The sequence below is a fragment of the Streptomyces sp. NPDC003248 genome (assembly GCF_055563235.1).
Map to the genome: position 1 here is coordinate 368,135 of NZ_JBVHDT010000002.1, position 16,507 is coordinate 384,641.

The following is a 16,507-nucleotide window of genomic DNA, read 5'->3' on the forward strand; positions in this document are numbered from 1 at the left end:
CCGGGCGGTGAGCCGCCGACGGGTCAGGTGCCGGACGGTGCGGCGCCGGGTGGTGCGGCGCCGGGCGGTCAGGTGTCGTACGTGCCGTCCCACGGTGCGGCGAAGGCCAGGCGGTCCGGGTAGAGCTCGGCCCAGCTCTCGTCCTCGTCTTTCCTCACCACCAGGCCGAACACGACGTCCTCGTGGGTGACCTGGAACGGACGGATCGCGATGTCCGTGTAGGACCGGCCCGGGAGGCTGCGCAGCAGGTGGGCCAGGTGGACGCGGGCGCGGGTGAGGACCGAGTCCTCGCCGTGCGGGTCGCGCAGGTGGTCGGCCCAGGTGCCGGCGCACCGGAACTGCGAGTCGCGGTAGCGGCCGTCGGCGTCGAAGGTGTGGAGCACCGTGTAGAGGCGTTTGTGCTCCTCCCACCCCTCGTCGAGGCCGAACCCCTCGGGGAAGGCGTACGTGATCGACGCGAGGAACTGACCGTCCGCGTACCGGCCGATGGACTCGGTGCGCTGCTTCGGCCGGTAGCCGATCGGGATGACGTCGGGGACTGCCATGGCGAAAACCATACGGGTTGGCGGGAACATGGCGAAACGCGGGCCCCGGCAGGCTCGCGGGCGCGGGGTCCTGGGGGCGCGGGCTTCGGGCCCCGGGGGGCGTGGAGCGCGGGGCGCGGAACGGGCGGGGCCCGGAAAGCCGTACGCTTCCCGGGCCCTGTCCACCGCGGCCCTACGGCCTACGCGGTGGGCTTCTCCTCCAGGCGCGGGAAGAGCACCGCGCCCTTGGTGACCGTGGAACCGGCGGGCAGCCGGCCCCACGCGCCGGCCTCCTGCACCCGCTGCTCGGCGAGCGCGCCCAGGGTCGCCTCGGCGCCCAGGGAGTCCCAGAGCTTCTGGGAGGTGTCCGGCATGACGGGGTTGAGCAGGACGGCGACCGCGCGCAGCGACTCGGCGGCCGTGTACAGGACGGTGGCGAGGCGGGCCTGGCCCTCGTCCGAGGTGTCCTTGGCCACCTTCCACGGCTCCTGCTCCGTGATGTAGCCGTTGACCTGCTTGACGAAGTCGAAGACGGCCAGGATGCCGCCCTGGAAGTCCAGCTCGTCGCCGATCTTCCGGTCGGCCTCGGCGACCGCCTTGGCCAGCCCGTCGTGCAGCGCCTTCTCGGCCTCGCCGTCGGCGGTGGCCTCGGGCAGCCGGCCGTCGAAGTACTTGCCGACCATGGCGGCGACGCGGGAGGCGAGGTTGCCGTAGTCGTTCGCCAGCTCGCTGGTGTAGCGGGCGGAGAAGTCCTCCCAGGAGAAGGAGCCGTCCTGGCCGAACGCGATCGCGCGCAGGAAGTACCAGCGGTAGGCGTCCACGCCGAAGTGCGAGGTGAGGTCCTGCGGCTTGATGCCGGTCAGGTTCGACTTCGACATCTTCTCGCCGCCGACCATCAGCCAGCCGTTCGCGGCGACCTTGCCGGGCAGGGGCAGGCCCTGCGCCATCAGCATCGCGGGCCAGATCACCGCGTGGAAGCGGAGGATGTCCTTGCCGACCAGGTGGACGTCGGCCGGGAAGGTGGCCTCGAACTTCTCCTCGTTCTCGTTGTAGCCGACCGCCGTGGCGTAGTTCAGCAGCGCGTCGACCCACACGTAGATCACGTGCTTGGTGTCCCAGGGGATCGGGATGCCCCAGTCGAACGTCGAGCGGGAGATGGAGAGGTCCTGGAGCCCCTGCCGGACGAAATTCAGGACCTCGTTGCGCGCGGACTCGGGCTGGATGAAGCCGGGGTTCGCCTCGTAGTGGGCGAGGAGCTTCTCGCCGTACTCGCTCAGCTTGAAGAAGTAGTTCTCCTCGCTGAGGATCTCCACGGGCTTCTTGTGGATCGGGCAGAGCTTCTGACCCGCGAAGTCGCCCTCGCCGTCGAGCAGCTCGCCGGGGAGCTTGTACTCCTCGCAGCCCACGCAGTACGGGCCCTCGTAGCCGCCCTTGTAGATCTCGCCCTTGTCGTACAGGTCCTGCACGAACTCCTGGACGCGGTCGGTGTGCCGCTTCTGCGTGGTGCGGATGAAATCGTCGTTCGCGACCTCGAGGTGCTCCCAGAGGGGGCGCCAGGCCTCGTCGACGAGCTTGTCCGCCCACTCCTGCGGGGTGACGCCGTTGGCCTCGGCCGTGCGCATGATCTTCTGACCGTGCTCGTCCGTGCCGGTGAGGTACCACACCTTCTCGCCGCGCTGACGGTGCCAGCGCGTGAGCACGTCCCCTGCGACGGTCGTGTAGGCGTGGCCCAGGTGAGGAGCGTCGTTGACGTAGTAGATGGGGGTCGAGACGTAGTAAGCCTTCGTCCCCTGCTTCTCGGTTCCAGTGGCCGCCATGCCCGGAATCCTACTGGCCCCCGGAAGGTCCACTCACCTGCGTTTGGGGGGTGGACGGGGCCTGCGCGGCGGTCCGTCCACCCCCCGGGGGCTGGTGTGGGGTGGGTGGTCGTGCGGGTGCGGGCGGGTGGTTACGGGCGCCAGGACGCCAGGACGCCCTCGTAGAGCTCCTGGTCCGTGAGCTCCCGTGGGGTGGGGCCCGCGTGGAAGAACGCCGTGTTGGGGGTCTTCAGCTTGCGCAGGTAGTCGAAGGCCTTGTTGTCGTGCTCGCCGAACGCGACGAAGGAGAAGAAGACCGTGGGGTGGTTCTTCGCGGCGTCGGTGAGGGACTGGGTGGCGGGGGTCTTGGCGTCCGGCGCGCCGTCCGTCTGGAAGATCACCAGCGCGGGGGACTGCGCCGATGCCCGGTGCCGCTCGTGGTGGGACACGACGGCCTCCACGGCGGCGTGGTAGCTGGTACGGCCCATGCGGCCGAGGCCGGCGTGCAGCTCGTCGATCCTGTTCTCCGGGTCGGCGGGGGTCAGGTCGGCGGTGCCGTCGACCTCCGTCGAGAAGAAGACGACGTGGACCTTGGGCTCCGTGCCCTCCGGGGTGAGGTGGGCGGCGAGGGCGAGGGTCTGGTCGGCGAGGGCCTGGGCGGAGCCGTCCTTGTAGTACGGGCGCATGGACGCGGAGCGGTCGAGGACGAGGTAGACGTCGGCGTGGGTGCCGGTGAGGTTGAGGTTCGCGAGGGTGGTGTGGGGGGTGCCGGGGGTGGCTGTCGGGAGCTCGGTCTCGGCCTCGGCTTCGCCTTCGGCCGGTTCGTTCCCACCCGCACCACCCGTGCGGGTCTCGTCGTCGGGTGCGGGTGGCCCCTGCGGGGCTTCCTCGCCGTCGGTGGCTGCGGGGGCGGCCGCCCCCGTGACGGGCTCGGGGGTGGCCTCCTCGGCGGCCGGCTCCGTGACGGGCTCGGGGTTCTCGGCGACCGGCTCCGGTTCGGGGGTCGGCGCCGGCTCCTCGGCGGAGGGCTCGGGCTCGGTCTCCGGGCTGGTCGCCGGGGCGGACTCTTCGGCGGTGGGAGCCGTCTCGGGTTCGGGCTGCGGCTCCGCCGCCGGAGCCTCGGTGACCGGCTCCGTCTCCGGTGCGGCCTCCGGCTCTTCCGCGGCCTCCGCGGCAACCAAGGGCTCGGCCTCCGGCTCGGTGGAGGGCGCGTCGGTCGTCTCCTCCGCGCCGGACTCGGTGCCCGGCGCGGCCGTCTCTGAGACCGCCGTCGGCTCGGTCTCGGCCTCGGCCTCGATTTCGGGCGAGGCCTCGTCCGCAACCGGCGTCGGCTCTTCCGTGACCGCAGCGGGCTCCTCCACGGCCGGAGCCGCCTCTTCGGCCACCGGAGTGGGTTCCCCGGCGACCGGCGTCGGCTCTTCCGAGGCCTGGGCCGGTTCCTCCGTGACGGCAGCGGACTCCTCCACCGCCGCAGCGGGCTCCTCCACGGCCGGAGCGGCTTCCTCCGTCACCGGTGCGGCCTCAGCCGCGACCGGGGCCGGTTCCGACGCGACCGCCGTGGCCTCCTCCGCGACCGGAGCCGTCTCCTCCGTCACCGGAGCCGGCTCCGCCTCCACCACGGTCGGCTCCTCAGCCGCCTCAGCCGCCTCGACGGCCTCAGCGGCCGGAGCCGTCGCGGGCGGAGCCGTCGGCTCCGCCTCCGCCGCTTCCGCCGCCGGTTCCTCCGCCGCTTCCGCCGGCGTCTCCTCCCGCTTCTCCGTCGCGGAGGGGGTGTCCTCTGCGGGGCGGGACGGTTTGGGGACCGTTACGTTGTCGAAGGCTGCTGCGACCAGGTCGTGTTCGGCGTGGGACGCGGTGCGGGGCTCGGGGACGTGGGGGGTGGGGGCGGCCGGCTCGGTCGCCTCGGGGGTGGCGGGGGCTTCCTGCGCGGGGGGCTCCTGCGCCGGTGCCTCCTGCCTCGGCGCCTCCTGCGAAGGAACCCGTTCCGCACCCTCTGCCTCGGCCGTGCGCGTCTTGCGTGAGCGGCCGAACGCGTTCCGCAGGAGAGTGAGAATGCCCATATGCGCAACCCTTCGCGTGAGTTGATGCCCGTCAATCCCTGGCCAGGACGGACACGTAAGGTTAGCGGCCCTGAGCGGTGATCTTGGGGAGGGGTGAGTGGGCGGAAGGTAGGTGTGTCAACACCGCCTCGGCATTCCGTCAACCTCCTTGTGGCGGCCGGGGATTCACCCGCCGTTCACTCAGCGTCAGCGCTTCCGCACATATGTACCCCTACCGTCACGGTCACACCACGGGCACGCAAGGGGAGAGTAAAGGTGCGCAAGCTTCTGCCGCTGATCGGAACGCCGTCCCAGTCGCATCCCGGCGGACGATCCGCCATGACCTGCCGTTTCCGGTGTGGTGACGCCTGCTTCCACGAGGTGCCCAACACCAGCGCCAACGCATACGTCGGTGACGTCGTCGCCGGCGCCCTGAGCCGCCGCTCGATGATGCGCGCCGCCGCCGTCGTCACCGTCGCGGGCGCCGCCGGAGCGACGGGCGTCGCCGGGGCGCGTCCCGCCGCCGCGGCGGCCCAGGAGTCGTCCGCGGCGTCCGCGGCCTCCGCGGCGCAGAAGACCTCGAAACCGGGCGGCAAGGCCGCGAAGGGGCTGCGCTACAGCAGCGTCGCGCCGAACACGACCGACGCCGTGGTCGTCCCGGACGGGTACGGGCAGAACGTCGTGATCCGCTGGGGCGAGCCCATCCTGCGGGGCGCGCCGGCCTTCGACCCGGAGAACCAGACGCCGGCCGCCCAGGCGGGCCAGTTCGGCTACAACAACGACTTCCTCGCGCTGCTGCCGCTGACGGGGGAGCGGAACAGGCAGCTGCTCGTCGCGAACCACGAGTACACGGACGAGATCCTGATGTTCCGGGGGTACGACGCCGCCAACCCGACCCGGCAGCAGGTCGAGATCGCCTGGGCCGCGCACGGCCTGTCCGCCGTCGTCGTGGAGGAGGACCGCAGGACCGGCAAGCTCGTCGCCGTCCCCCGGCACTCGCTGAACCGGCGCGTCACCGCCACCACCGAGTTCCGCCTGACCGGTCCCGCCGCCGGCTCCGACCTGCTGAAGACGTCCGCCGACCCGACGGGCACCAAGGTGCTCGGCACGCTCAACAACTGCTCCGGCGGCACCACCCCGTGGGGCACCACCCTGCACGGCGAGGAGAACTTCAACCAGTACTTCGCCAACAGCAGCCGGACGACGGACAAGCGGTACGGCATCGGCACCGGCGCCACCGAGCGTAAGTGGGAACGGTTCGACAGGCGGTTCGACGTCGCCCAGGAGCCGAACGAGGTGCACCGGTTCGGGTACGTCGTCGAGTTCGACCCGTACGACCCGACGTCCACGCCCCGCAAGCACACCGCCCTCGGCCGGTTCAAGCACGAGGCCGCGACCGTGCGGCTGACCTCCGACGGCCGGCCCGTCGTCTACACCGGTGACGACGAGCGCTTCGACTACTTCTACAAGTTCGTCGGCAGCAAGCGGATGAAGCACGGCAGCTCCCGCGCCGTCCGCGAGCACAACCTCTCGCTGCTCGACGAGGGCACCCTGTACGTCGCCAGGCTCACCGGCGACTCCCCGGCCGTGGAGATCGACGGCACCGGCACGCTGCCGGCCGACGGCGAGTTCGACGGCAGCGGCGAGTGGATCCCGCTGGCCACCGCCACCGCCGAGGGCGCCGTCTCGCACGTCGAGGGCATGACGGCGGAGGAGGTCTTCGTCTTCACGCGGCTCGCCGGTGACAAGGCCGGCGCGACGAAGATGGACCGGCCCGAGGACATCGAGCCCAGCCCGGTCACCGGCAAGGTGTACGTCGCCCTCACCAACAACTCCAACCGCGGTGTCGGCTCGAACGCCAAGGCGGACGAGGCCAACCCGCGCAACGCCAACAAGCACGGGCACGTCCTGGAGCTGACCGAGCGCCGCAACCGCGCGGAGGCGACGGAGTTCGCCTGGTCGCTGTTCCTCGTCGCGGGTGACCCGGAGGACCCGGCGACGTACTTCGCGGGCTTCCCGAAGGACTCCGTCAGCCCGATCTCCTGCCCGGACAACGTGGCCTTCGACCCGCACGGCAACCTGTGGATCTCCACGGACGGCGCGCAGCTCGGCTCGCACGACGGTCTGTTCGGCGTGGCGACGCGCGGTGCGCGGCGCGGTGAGCTGAAGCAGTTCCTCACCGTGCCGACCGGCGCCGAGACCTGCGGTCCGCTCATCCAGGACCGCCGTGTCCTGGTCGCCGTCCAGCACCCGGGTGAGGTGGACGGCGCGTCCGTGGAGAAGCCGGCCAGCACCTGGCCGGACGGCGCCGGCAAGATCGTCCGCCCGGCGGTCGTGGCCGTGTGGCGCCAGGACGGCGAGGACATCGGCGTCTAGCGGCCGGTGCCGTTCGCGCTCCACCGTCCCCGGTTCAGCGGGGCCGGTGGAGCGTGAGGTCCACCAGCAGTGAGCGGTGGTCGGTGCCGGGCAGGTCGAGGAAGCGGGCGCGGCGCGCGGAGAACTCCCCGGAGACCAGGACGTGGTCGATCTGGGCGCCGAGGGCGGGCGTGGTCCGGGTCGGCCAGCTGGGTTCGCGGTGCGCCCCGGCGAGGCGGGCGGCGTCGTGCAGCCCGGTGTCGAGGACGCGGCGGAACGCGGCGTGGTCCTGGGAGGCGTTGAAGTCCCCGGCGAGGATCAGCGGCCCGTCGGCGCGGTGCGCGGCGGCGAAGTCCGCCAGCCGGCCGAGTTCCCGCTTCCACAGGGCGACCTGGCGGGGCAGCGGCGGCTTGGGGTGCGCGAGCTGGAGCCGTACGGGGTGCCCGTCGACGTCGGCGACCGCCCCGGGCATGCCCATCCGGCCGGGCACGCCGGCGGCCGGCGTGAGCGGGAACCGGCTGAGGATGACCGACCCGACCGAGGTGTCCCCCGGCACGGCCCGCCGGTGCGGGTAGCCGCCCCCCAGCTCCCGCACCACCGCCGCCTGGCAGCCGTACTCGCACTCCTCGACGAACACCAGGTCGGGCCGCTCCCGCCGCACGGCGGCGATCAGCGCGCCGGTCGCCCGGCCGAACTCGACGTTCGAGGTGAGGACGCGCACCCGGGCGACCGGCACCCCCGCGGGCCGGCTCCCCTTCCCGTACGGCTCGGTGAACCAGGCGAGCAGGGCGAGCAGCACGGCACCCCACACCAGCCCGGTCCACCAGCGCGCGAGCAGGGACAGCGCCAGCCCGAGCCCGGCCGGCACGAGCAGCCACGGCAGGAACGCCAGGAGCTGCGGTACGGGCGTGAAGGCGTCGGTGTCCGCGGCCCGGCACGCCACGACCAGGCTCACCCCGGCGCACAGCGCCCCCGCGCACCAGCGACCGGACAACGTCCACCACCGCCGCCCGCCGGGCACGTCAGCGGAACTCCCGTACGACCTCGATGCGTCCGACGATGTGCGCGTTGAACTCATCCAGTTCCTCCGCCGGCACCCACAGCTCCAGAATGGTCCCTCCCCCGGCCTGCCGTACGGGATACCGCTGGAGGAAGGCGCTGTCGACCTCGAACCGGGTGACGTACCCGGCCCCGGACGCGGGCACGTTCCAGTCCCGGGCGATCCGCACCGCGTAGTCCTCGTTCAGCACCGGGTAGAAGATCGGCTGTTCGGGCAGCCGGGGCGGCCAGGCGGTCCATCCGGACGCCTCGACGAGGGCCAGTTCTTCCGGGCCGGTGGGACGCCAGAGCGTCGTCGTGCTGGGCATGCCCGGTGACGGTAGCCGGGCGGGTGCCGGCCAGGCCAAGGGATTACCCGTCGACCGGCCCCGCCACCCGCTCCGTGGAGCGTTCACCGGTTCGTGTGGTTGCTGTGGTTCCGTCGACGCGTGTGAGGAGGTCCGTCAGGGCCGCGTTGAACTCCTGGGGGCGTTCCAGGTTCGGCATGTGCGCGCAGCCCTCGATGATCCGGAGGTCGGAGCCCGGCACCAGGGCGTGCAGGGTCTGTGCGTCGGAGACGGGGGTGAACTCGTCGTCCGCGCCGACGACGATCAGGGTGGGGACGGTGAGGCGGGTCAGGAGGGGGCGGTAGTCGGGGCGTTCGGCGCGGCCGCGCAGGGCGGCGGCGGCTCCCTCGGGGGGTGTGGCCGTCATCATGCGGTGGACGTGGGCCCGGACCCGGGCGTCGGCGGCGGGGGCGACCATCTTGTCCAGGACCTCGTCGGCGTAGCCGCGCATGCCCTCCCGCAGCAGGCGGTCGGCCGTCTCGTGGCGTGCGGTCCTCCCGGCGGGTGTCTCGGGGGACGCGAAGGTGTCGGCGAGGACCAGGCCGCGCACCCGGTCCCCGAAGCGGGCGCAGCACTCCATCGCGATCTGGCCGCCCATCGACAGGCCGGCCAGCACGAAGGCGTCCACCTTCAGGTCGTCCAGGAGTTCCTCGATGTCCCGGGCGAAGCGGGAGAGCGGGGTGATGCCCGGGGTGACGGGGGAGGCGCCGTAGCCGCGCAGGTCGGGGGCGATGACACGGCGGCCGGTGGCGAAGGCCTCCGTCTGCGGGGCCCACATGGTGTGGTCGAAGGGGTGGCCGTGGACGAGGACGAGAGGCGTACGGGTGCGATCGGTGCCTTTGTCCACGTATGCGAGGAAGGGTGCCATGGGGTCGACGGTAGGTCCCCCCAACTCCTCGGTGCAATAAGATCTTTGCCCTCGGTGCAATGTCGATGCCTATGTCTGCGCCTGTGCTGTGCCTGTGCCTGTGCCGCGGGTGAGGGCGGGGGCCGGGGCGGGGGCGGGAGGTGGGGCTCGTGGAGGACTACCGGCGGATGGCCGACCGGGTGGCCGACGACATCGCCGCCGGGCGGCTCGTCCCCGGCCAGCGGCTGCCGCCGCAGCGGTGGTTCGCCCGGCGGCACCGGATCGCCGCCTCGACGGCCGGGCGGGTCTACGGCGAACTCGTGCGGCGCGGGCTGGTGGTGGGCGAGGTCGGCCGCGGCACCTTCGTACGGGCCGCGCCGGCCGTCGGGCAGGGGCGGGCGCTGGTGGAGACGGCGACGGCGGCCCCGGTCAACCTGGAGCTCAACTACCCGACCGCCGAGGGGCAGTCGGAGCTGCTCGGGCCGGCGCTCGCGCCCCTGCTCCGGCCCGATGTGCTGGGCGAGGCGATGCGGCCGGCCGCCGTCGACGGCACCCCCGCCGCCCGCGCGGCCGCGGCCGGGCTGCTCGGCCTCCCGGGGTGGCGTCCGGACCCGGGGCGGTTCCTCTTCACGGGCAACGCCCGCCAGGCCATCATCGCCGTGCTCGCCTCCCTGGTCCGGCCGGGCGGCCGGGTGGGTGTGGAGGAACTGACGTATCCGCTGGTCAAGGAGATCGCCGCGCGGCTGGGGATCGTGCTGGTGCCGGTCCCCGGTGATGCCGAGGGACTGCGGCCGGACGCCCTCGCCGACGCCCACCGCGCGGCCCCCCTCTCCGCCCTCTACGTCCAGCCCGCCCTGCACAACCCGACGTCGCTGACGACGAGCGACCGGCGGCTGGTGGAGCTGGCGCGGCTGGCCGGCGAGCTGTCCCTCCCGGTGGTCGAGGACCGCATCTGGTCCTTCCTGCGGCCGGACGCCACTCCGCTCGCCGCCCACGCCCCCGAGCTGACCCATGTCGTCGACGGCCTGTCCAAGCGGGTCGCGCCGGGACTGACCGTCGGATTCCTCGTCGTGCCGGCGCACCGGGTCGAGGCGGTGGCCGGCGCGGTGCGGTCCGGGGGGTGGAGCGCGGGGCGGTTCGCGCTGGAGGCGTCCGTGCGGTGGGCCGGGGACGGGACCGTGGCGCGGCTGGTGGCGGCCAAGCGGGCCGACGCGGCGCGCCGGCAGCGGCTCCTCGTGACGCACCTGCGCGGCTTCGCCGTACGGACCGATCCGCACGCCTACTTCGCCTGGTGGGAGCTGCCCGCGCCCTGGCGGGCGGACACCTTCACCGCCGCGGCCGCCGCCCGCGGCATCGCCGTCACCCCGGGCACCGCCTTCGCCGTCGCCGCGCACCGCACCCCGACCGCGGTCCGGCTCGGCCTCGCGTCGGCGGCGGAGGGGGAGCTGGGGCGGGCGCTGGGCGTTCTGGCGGAGGTGGCGCGGGGACGTGACCGAGGTGAGCCGCGGTCAGGGGGCGGGTGAGAGGCGGCGTGGGGGCGTGGGGGTGGTTCAGCCGAGGCGGCTGGGCGGGTGCGTGAGCGGTGTCTGGGGCGGGGGCGGGGACGGGGGTGTGGGCGGGGTTCCGGGGGTGGGGGGCGCCGGGGTGGGCCCGGTCGGCGGCCGTCGGGAGTGTGCCGTGCGGCGGATGCGGATCTGCCGGGTGAGCCACACCGCGCCCGCCACCGTCAGGCCCGCCGCCAGCAGCAGCCAGGACACCGTCCGCAGGGTCGAGGTGAGGGCGTCGTAGACGGCGGCCGCGGCCGGGCGGTGGGTCTGGTCGGGGAGGTCCCCGAGGGTGAGCCGGCGGCCGAGCGCCACCGCCAGGCCCAGGAACGCGCCGCCGAGGGCCGTGCCGAGGGCGGTGGCGGTGAGGGCGCGGCGGCGGTGCACCGCGACGGCGATGCCCGTGGCGGCCAGGGCCACCGCCGCGACCGGAAGCCAGAAACCGGCGACGTCCAGCACGTGGTAGCCCTTCCGGAGCGTGGCCAGGTCGTTCGCCGGGAGCAGGGCGACGCTGGTGTGCCGGATCGGCACCTTCTCGGCGAACGGCACCCGGTCGGCGACGAGCTGCGCCTTGAGACGGGTGGTCACCGGAGCCAGGTCCACGGAGATCCCGCGGGCGCGTTCGTCGTGCAGCGCCGTCATGACGGCCTTGTGCGTCTCCTCGTTGCCCGCGTCCCACGCCCGGCGGTAGGCGCGGGTCCGGGTGAAGGAGCGCACCGCGTCGTGCACGAAGGGCGTCACCTCGGGGTGCAGGGGGCGGTGGCGGTCGGTGGCGGCCTCCCGCAGGATGCCGGCGGCCACCGCGTCCACGACCTCGTCCCGGACGGCGGGGTCGGAGGCCAGCGGTGCCATCGTGGTGACGTAACGGCCCGTGTCCGTCAGGCCGTACGCGGCCCAGGCCGCCAATGCGCCCAAGGGCAGCAGGAGGCAGGCCAGGGCGATGGTGACGGCCGAGACGGCGGTGCGCAGGCGTCGGGACACGCCCTCAGACAACGGGAGCGGCGGCGGGTGCGCCACCGGAGCGGGGCCGCTCGGGTGACGGCGGCCCACGGAACCGCTGGGGGTGATGGCCGCCCATGGACCCGCTGGGGGTGATGGCCGCCCATGGACCCGCTCGGGGTGACGGCGGCCCATGGACCCGCTCGGGGTGACGGCCGCCCGTGGACGGCCGGTTGCCCCGCCGTCATGAGCGCCGACCGGCCGGTCGGCCTGACGTCCGCGCAGGTGGCGGGCGGTCTTGCGGCCTCCGGTGGAGGGTTCACCCGAACGGGTGTCTCATGGATCAGGGGAGAAGGAGGTGACCATGCGCACCACTCCGATCCTGCGGGCTCTGGCCGCGGTCCTGCTCACCGGGGGCGCCCTCGCCGTCACGGCGGCGGGCACCACGGCGGCGGCAGCCCCGCGGGCCACCGCCGAAGCACGAGCGAACAGCGTCGACTGCCTGGTCCTGGGACACGACTGGAGTGCCACCCTGGCCGACGCCTTCAGTTACTCGAGCTCCTGGACCGTCGGCGTCTGCGAGGCCTCCGTTGATACGTCCGGTACCTCGTCGGGCGAGTGGGAGTGGACCCCACTGGCCCGGTGAGTGGAGGGATGAGGGAAGTGGGCCCCGGCGGACAACCCGCCGGGGCCCACGCATGTCCTCACGGGTCGGACCGCGGGTCAGAAGACCGGGTCAGAAGATACGGTGCCCCTCCGCGTCCTCGTGCGTGTAGTAGCGGTAGAACAGCACCCCGAACCAGCCCGCCGCGCACGCCACGGCGATGCCCGCCGAGTTCAGCACGCTCGCGCCGGTCTGGCTGATCAGGAAGCCCACCGCGCAGCCGGTGAACGCCGCCCACAGCAGGGCGTGCACTTCACGCCGCATGCGCGAGGCCAGGGCGCGTACGGCGGCGTACAGCCCGGCGAACACGAGCGCGGTCACGAAGCCGAACAGGATGTTCCAGCCGGTGACCGGGCCGCCGTGGCGCTGGTTGGCGGCGGCCCAGTAGCCGTAGACCAGCCCGAGGGTGACGGGTAGCGCCCACTTCGCGATCTGGTGGGTCCGCGCCCCGAAGACGTCGGGCGTCGTGGTGGTGACGGTGGACGTGGGCCGCACGCTCGGTGCGGGTGCCGCATGAGCCATGGGAGCACTCCTCTCTCCTCGCCCCCGGTTTCCAGGGCACACCTGGGCGCGGGCGGTGGCAAGTCGGCCGGTCGCCCGCCGTCGTCCGCCGTCGTTCGCCGTCGTCCGCCGTCGCTCGGGGCCGGGCGCCGATCCCCGCGGTACGGCGTGCGGGGCCCGAGACCGACGAAGGCCCCGTACGGGGACGTATGCAGACCTGGGCCCCACCTTTGCAGCAGCAGCGGTTACGGTGCTGCCGTACGTGATCGACAGGGGGAGGGACGATGCCCGGAACCGTGCTGCTGCTGGCGGCCTCACCCGTGGGCAAGGGATGCCTGGTGGAGGCGGCCTCCGTGCTTCCCGTGCTCGCGGCGGTGCCGCCCGCGGTGCTGGCCGGCACCGACACCGCGAACGTCGTCGAGCTCGCCGATCCGCTCGAACCGCAGGCCGTCCTCACCCGGCTGCGGGCCGCCGCGGCCGCCCCCGGGCCGCTGACCGTGTTCGTCGCCGGTCAGCTCCAGCTCGACCGGCGCCAGCGGCTGCCCCATCTCGCGCTGGCGCGTACGACACCGGCGACCGTCCGGTACACGGCGTTCCCCTGGCACTGGTTCCGGGAGGAGCTGCGGCTGCGGCCGGCCGGGGCGACGACGCTGCTGGTCGACCTGCACGCGGACGCGGAGACCTGGCAGTGGCTGCGGGGGCGGGGCCTGGACTGCGGGCCGTCGGTCGCCGTGCACGGGCGGATCGCGCCGCCGCCCGGACGGCGGCGGGTGGCCTCGCCGACGTACATGAGAGCGGTCGCGACGATATTGCGCAGCGGCGGGCGGCCGCCGGCGGAACAGTTGCACCAGATGGCGTTGGCGCGGATCGCGTCGGAGGGGGAGGTGGGGGACCTGGTGGTGTCCGGAGTGGGACCCGCGGGTACCCCCTCCGCCCCCTCCGCTCCGTTCGCCGCGGCTCCCTTCCCCGGCTCCCCGTTCCCCGGCGGTGCCGTGCCGGCCACGGCCCCGGTCCCGGCCACGGCCACGGCCCCGGTCCCGGCCCCGGTCCCGGTCCCGGTCCCGGCCACGGCCACGGCCCCGGACTCCCCCGCCGTAGCGGCTCAGAGCCTTCCGGCCTCCGCCTTCCCCGGCTTCCCGGCGCCCGGCTCTCCGTCGGCCGTCCACGCCGACCCCACGCTCCCCGCCCCCGCCCCCGCCCCTCCGACGGCGCCCGTCCCGGCGGCCCCCGAGCCCGCCTCCGCGCTTCCCGCCCCGGCCCCGGCGGTCCCGGCGGTCACCGGCACCACCTGGACGCCGGAGGGCGCGCGGGACGTCCAGCTGGGCACGGTGCAGGACACCGCGCCGGACGTTCCGCAGGACGCCGCGCAAGGCACCGAGCCGGACGTCACCCCGGACGTCACCCCGGACGTCACCCCGGACGACGCGCCCCCCGTCAGCGCCGCGCCGGATCCGGCGGCCCCGGCGCCCGACGACGACCCCCACGCCGCGATCACCACCGCCGTCCAGTCCGGGCAGCACACGGACGCCGACGCCCTCGCCGCCCGCTGCGAGCGGGCCGCCGCGGCCGCGCACGGGCCCGGTTCGGAGGAGGCGCTGCACTGGACCGAGGTGCGGGCGGACCTGGCGATGTTCGCGGGGGACGCGGAGCGCAGCTGCCGTACGTGGATGGCGGTCGCGAGCGCGCGGCTGGCCGCCGGGCAGCCGGCCGACGCGCCCGCGGTGGAGGCGGCCGTGGACCGGGCGCACCACCAGTGGGGCCGGATCCCGGACGCCGACCGGGCCAGGGAACTGGGCCCGGACCTCGCCGACCTGCGCGGCCGGGTCCCGGGCCGCCGCGAGGGCGCCCTGGACCACGTCCGCCAGCACCTGCGCCAGTTGCAGATCCAGGGCTGAGCGGGCCTCCGGTCAGGCGGAGGACCCGGCGTTCCGGCCGCCCGTCACTCCGCCCCCCGCACCCCGTCCTCCACCGCCGCCGAGGGGACCGGGCGGTCGGACGTCGCCTGGGCCGGGATCGCGTTGGCCGCGGTGACGAGGGCCGCCACGGCGACGACGGCCGCGGCCAGGGCCCTGGCGTACCGACCGGAGGAGCGGCCGTAGGGTGCGGATGTGCGTCCGGGCACGGCAACCTCGCAACGTCGGCTTCTTCGGCGGGCAAAAAAGCGATTCCTGCCACGGCTGCTGCTGTCAACCGTGTATTAAGCATGGTTAATTCGCTGTTTAACCTAGGGGCTGGGAAAGCCCAACGGCAAGGGTCCTAGGGGGAGTTGGGGGGAGTCGGGGCGTGCGCGAGCGGGACAAACCGGAGGTCATCGGACGCCGGGTGCAACGGCTGCGGGTCGAACGCCGGCTGACACAGAGGCAGTTGGCCGAGCCGACCTACACCCCTGCCTACGTCTCGACGCTGGAGGCGGGCCGGGTGCGCCCTTCCGACGACGCGCTCAGGCACATCGCCGAGCGGCTCGGGGTGGACTTCGACGAGCTGGCGACCGGGCGGCCGGCCCGGCTCGTGACCGACCTGAGGCTCCGCCTCACCGAGGCCCAGCGCGTCCTCGCCACCGGGGCGGCGGAGGAGGCGGCCCGGCAGTACGACGGGCTGCTCGCGGAGGCCGAGGAGCACGTGCTCGTCGAGGAACGGGCCACCGCCCTGCTCGGGCTCGGCGAGTGCGGCATCGAGGCGGGGGACCTGGAGGCGGCCCGGGGGTTCTTCGAGCGGGCGGAGACGTGCCTGGCCGGGGCGTCCCTCACCGCGCGGGTGCCGGCCCTGCGCGGCCGGGCCGTGGCCCACTACCTCGCCGGGGAACTCCGCTACGCCGTGTACCTGCTGGAATCCACCCTCGACGAGCTCAACCGGGGCGGCCTGCACGACCCCGACGCGCTCCTGCTGCTCTACGCCTCCGTCATCGGCCCCTACATGGACATGGGCGCCCACGCCCGTGCCGCGCAGGCCGCCGAGTTCGCCCTCGCCCTCGCGCCGAAGGTCGGCGATCCGGCCCTCGTGGCCCGTATGCACCGCTCCGTCGCCCGTACCCTGCTCGCCGAGGGCCGCGTCGCCGAGGCCGACGCCTCCCTCGCCAAGGCCGCCGAGCTCTACCGTCAGCTCCAGCTGCGCACCGAGCTCGCCAACTGCCACTGGATGCGCGGCTACGTCTGCGCCCAGAACGGCGAGCTGGAGCGGGCCGAGGACGAGCTGAGGCAGGCGCAGGCGATGCTCTCCGCGCAGCGCGCCGCCCTCTACAGCAGCCAGGTCGCCGTCGAGCTGGCCGACGTCCTGCACCGCCGGGGCAGGTCGCAGGAGGCGGCCGCGCTGCTGCACGGTGTCCTCGGGGACCTGTCCTCCGAGCGCGGGGCCGTGCACGCGGCGGGCGCGCACCGGCTGCTCGGCATCATCGCCGAGGACGCCCGCGACACGGAGACCGCCGAGGAGCACTACGTCCGCGCGCTGAGCCTGCTGGAGCGGGCCGGGGCCGCCGGTGACCTCGCCGACCTGTGCCGGCTCCTCGGCGACCTGCTGCGGCGCACGGGCCGGGTGGAGGCCGCCCTCGACGCGTACCGGACGGGGCTGGGCCACCGTACGGCGCCGGGGACGACCACGCTCGGGCCGGCCCCGGCCCAGCCGCCGCTGTAGCCGGACGGCGGCGCGCTTGCCCTGGGCGGGGCCGGGGCCGGGTGCGGGTTGTGGGGGGGTGTTCGCGCAGTTCCCCGCGCCCCTGGGTGGGGTGGCCGGGCGCCTGTTGCCGGGTGCCGGGCTGCTGCTCTCGGCGGACCCGCGCCCCGCGCCTCGCTGCCGGGTGCGGGTCGTGGTGGGTTGTTCGCGCAGTTCCCCACGCCCCTGGGGCGGATACCCGCACGTCCGCTGTCGTAGCAGATGTGCGGTGTGCACAGGGTTCTCTTCGTCGATTCCGAGGGTCCGC

The 16,507-nt window shown here is 74.2% G+C and carries 14 protein-coding genes; 5 read left to right on the forward strand and 9 right to left on the reverse strand.

The window, feature by feature from the left end; genetic code table 11:
• Positions 1–68: 68 nt before the first annotated feature.
• The 3 genes from ACZ3KJ_RS06985 to ACZ3KJ_RS06995 all read right to left on the reverse strand — a co-directional run bounded on the left by ACZ3KJ_RS06985 (position 69) and on the right by ACZ3KJ_RS06995 (position 4,380).
• Positions 69–545: a hypothetical protein gene (locus ACZ3KJ_RS06985; RefSeq protein WP_467525214.1), complete on the reverse strand. Its 477-nt coding sequence runs from the start codon at positions 543–545 to the stop codon at positions 69–71.
• Between the two features lie 179 nt (positions 546–724).
• Positions 725–2,341 (reverse strand): methionine--tRNA ligase, encoded by a 1,617-nt coding sequence (metG, locus tag ACZ3KJ_RS06990; RefSeq protein WP_467525215.1) that lies wholly within the window; start codon positions 2,339–2,341, stop codon positions 725–727.
• Between the two features lie 131 nt (positions 2,342–2,472).
• Complete coding sequence (locus tag ACZ3KJ_RS06995) at positions 2,473–4,380, reverse strand: VWA domain-containing protein (RefSeq protein WP_467525217.1); 1,908 nt, start codon at positions 4,378–4,380, stop codon at positions 2,473–2,475.
• 255 nt (positions 4,381–4,635) lie between these two features.
• Here ACZ3KJ_RS06995 and ACZ3KJ_RS07000 point away from each other — a divergent pair, with 255 nt between their 5' ends.
• The gene (locus ACZ3KJ_RS07000) at positions 4,636–6,735 is read left to right on the forward strand and encodes a PhoX family protein (RefSeq protein ID WP_467525218.1); all 2,100 of its coding nucleotides are present in this window, start codon (positions 4,636–4,638) and stop codon (positions 6,733–6,735) included.
• Positions 6,736–6,769: 34 nt separating this feature from the next.
• Here the strand turns inward: ACZ3KJ_RS07000 and ACZ3KJ_RS07005 are convergent, their stop codons facing one another.
• From ACZ3KJ_RS07005 to ACZ3KJ_RS07015, 3 genes are read right to left on the reverse strand one after another with little or no spacing between them, the layout of a single operon-like run.
• A complete protein-coding gene (locus ACZ3KJ_RS07005) occupies positions 6,770–7,792 on the reverse strand; it encodes an endonuclease/exonuclease/phosphatase family protein (RefSeq protein ID WP_467525220.1) in 1,023 nt (340 codons plus the stop codon).
• Complete coding sequence (locus ACZ3KJ_RS07010) at positions 7,737–8,081, reverse strand: hypothetical protein (protein ID WP_467525221.1); 345 nt, start codon at positions 8,079–8,081, stop codon at positions 7,737–7,739. Before ACZ3KJ_RS07010 ends, ACZ3KJ_RS07005 begins: the two co-directional genes overlap by 56 nt.
• Positions 8,082–8,124: 43 nt before the next feature.
• Complete coding sequence (locus ACZ3KJ_RS07015; RefSeq protein ID WP_467525222.1) at positions 8,125–8,967, reverse strand: alpha/beta fold hydrolase; 843 nt, start codon at positions 8,965–8,967, stop codon at positions 8,125–8,127.
• A gap of 149 nt (positions 8,968–9,116) precedes the next feature.
• Here ACZ3KJ_RS07015 and ACZ3KJ_RS07020 point away from each other — a divergent pair, with 149 nt between their 5' ends.
• Positions 9,117–10,469: an aminotransferase-like domain-containing protein gene (locus tag ACZ3KJ_RS07020; RefSeq protein ID WP_467525224.1), complete on the forward strand. Its 1,353-nt coding sequence runs from the start codon at positions 9,117–9,119 to the stop codon at positions 10,467–10,469.
• A gap of 27 nt (positions 10,470–10,496) precedes the next feature.
• Here ACZ3KJ_RS07020 and ACZ3KJ_RS07025 read toward each other — a convergent pair whose 3' ends face one another.
• Positions 10,497–11,471 (reverse strand): hypothetical protein, encoded by a 975-nt coding sequence (locus ACZ3KJ_RS07025; RefSeq protein ID WP_467525225.1) that lies wholly within the window; start codon positions 11,469–11,471, stop codon positions 10,497–10,499.
• A 322-nt stretch (positions 11,472–11,793) separates the two neighbouring features.
• On the opposite strand from ACZ3KJ_RS07025, the gene ACZ3KJ_RS07030 reads away from it, so the two are divergent.
• Complete coding sequence (locus ACZ3KJ_RS07030; protein WP_467525227.1) at positions 11,794–12,075, forward strand: hypothetical protein; 282 nt, start codon at positions 11,794–11,796, stop codon at positions 12,073–12,075.
• Positions 12,076–12,165: 90 nt separating this feature from the next.
• On the opposite strand, the gene ACZ3KJ_RS07035 is transcribed toward ACZ3KJ_RS07030, so the two are convergent.
• Positions 12,166–12,615 carry a hypothetical protein gene (locus ACZ3KJ_RS07035; RefSeq protein WP_467525228.1) on the reverse strand — a complete coding sequence of 150 codons (450 nt, stop codon included), beginning with the start codon at positions 12,613–12,615 and terminating at the stop codon, positions 12,166–12,168.
• Positions 12,616–12,878: 263 nt separating this feature from the next.
• On the opposite strand from ACZ3KJ_RS07035, the gene ACZ3KJ_RS07040 reads away from it, so the two are divergent.
• Positions 12,879–14,489, forward strand: a complete 1,611-nt coding sequence (locus ACZ3KJ_RS07040; RefSeq protein ID WP_467525229.1) for a hypothetical protein — start codon at positions 12,879–12,881, stop codon at positions 14,487–14,489.
• Between the two features lie 44 nt (positions 14,490–14,533).
• On the opposite strand, the gene ACZ3KJ_RS07045 is transcribed toward ACZ3KJ_RS07040, so the two are convergent.
• Positions 14,534–14,716, reverse strand: a complete 183-nt coding sequence (locus ACZ3KJ_RS07045; protein WP_389519107.1) for a hypothetical protein — start codon at positions 14,714–14,716, stop codon at positions 14,534–14,536.
• Between the two features lie 161 nt (positions 14,717–14,877).
• Here ACZ3KJ_RS07045 and ACZ3KJ_RS07050 point away from each other — a divergent pair, with 161 nt between their 5' ends.
• Positions 14,878–16,221, forward strand: coding sequence for a helix-turn-helix domain-containing protein (locus ACZ3KJ_RS07050; RefSeq protein WP_467525230.1), 1,344 nt, complete (start codon positions 14,878–14,880; stop codon positions 16,219–16,221).
• Positions 16,222–16,507 lie beyond the last annotated feature (286 nt).

Coding starts and splice junctions, on each gene's coding strand:
- ACZ3KJ_RS06985 (WP_467525214.1), bottom strand. CDS start 545: ATGGCAGTCCCCGACGTCATCCCGATCGGCTACCGGCCGAAGCAGCGC.
- metG (WP_467525215.1), bottom strand. CDS start 2,341: ATGGCGGCCACTGGAACCGAGAAGCAGGGGACGAAGGCTTACTACGTC.
- ACZ3KJ_RS06995 (WP_467525217.1), bottom strand. CDS start 4,380: ATGGGCATTCTCACTCTCCTGCGGAACGCGTTCGGCCGCTCACGCAAG.
- ACZ3KJ_RS07005 (WP_467525220.1), bottom strand. CDS start 7,792: ATGAGTTCAACGCGCACATCGTCGGACGCATCGAGGTCGTACGGGAGT.
- ACZ3KJ_RS07010 (WP_467525221.1), bottom strand. CDS start 8,081: ATGCCCAGCACGACGACGCTCTGGCGTCCCACCGGCCCGGAAGAACTG.
- ACZ3KJ_RS07015 (WP_467525222.1), bottom strand. CDS start 8,967: ATGGCACCCTTCCTCGCATACGTGGACAAAGGCACCGATCGCACCCGT.
- ACZ3KJ_RS07030 (WP_467525227.1), top strand. CDS start 11,794: ATGCGCACCACTCCGATCCTGCGGGCTCTGGCCGCGGTCCTGCTCACC.
- ACZ3KJ_RS07035 (WP_467525228.1), bottom strand. CDS start 12,615: ATGGCTCATGCGGCACCCGCACCGAGCGTGCGGCCCACGTCCACCGTC.
- ACZ3KJ_RS07040 (WP_467525229.1), top strand. CDS start 12,879: ATGCCCGGAACCGTGCTGCTGCTGGCGGCCTCACCCGTGGGCAAGGGA.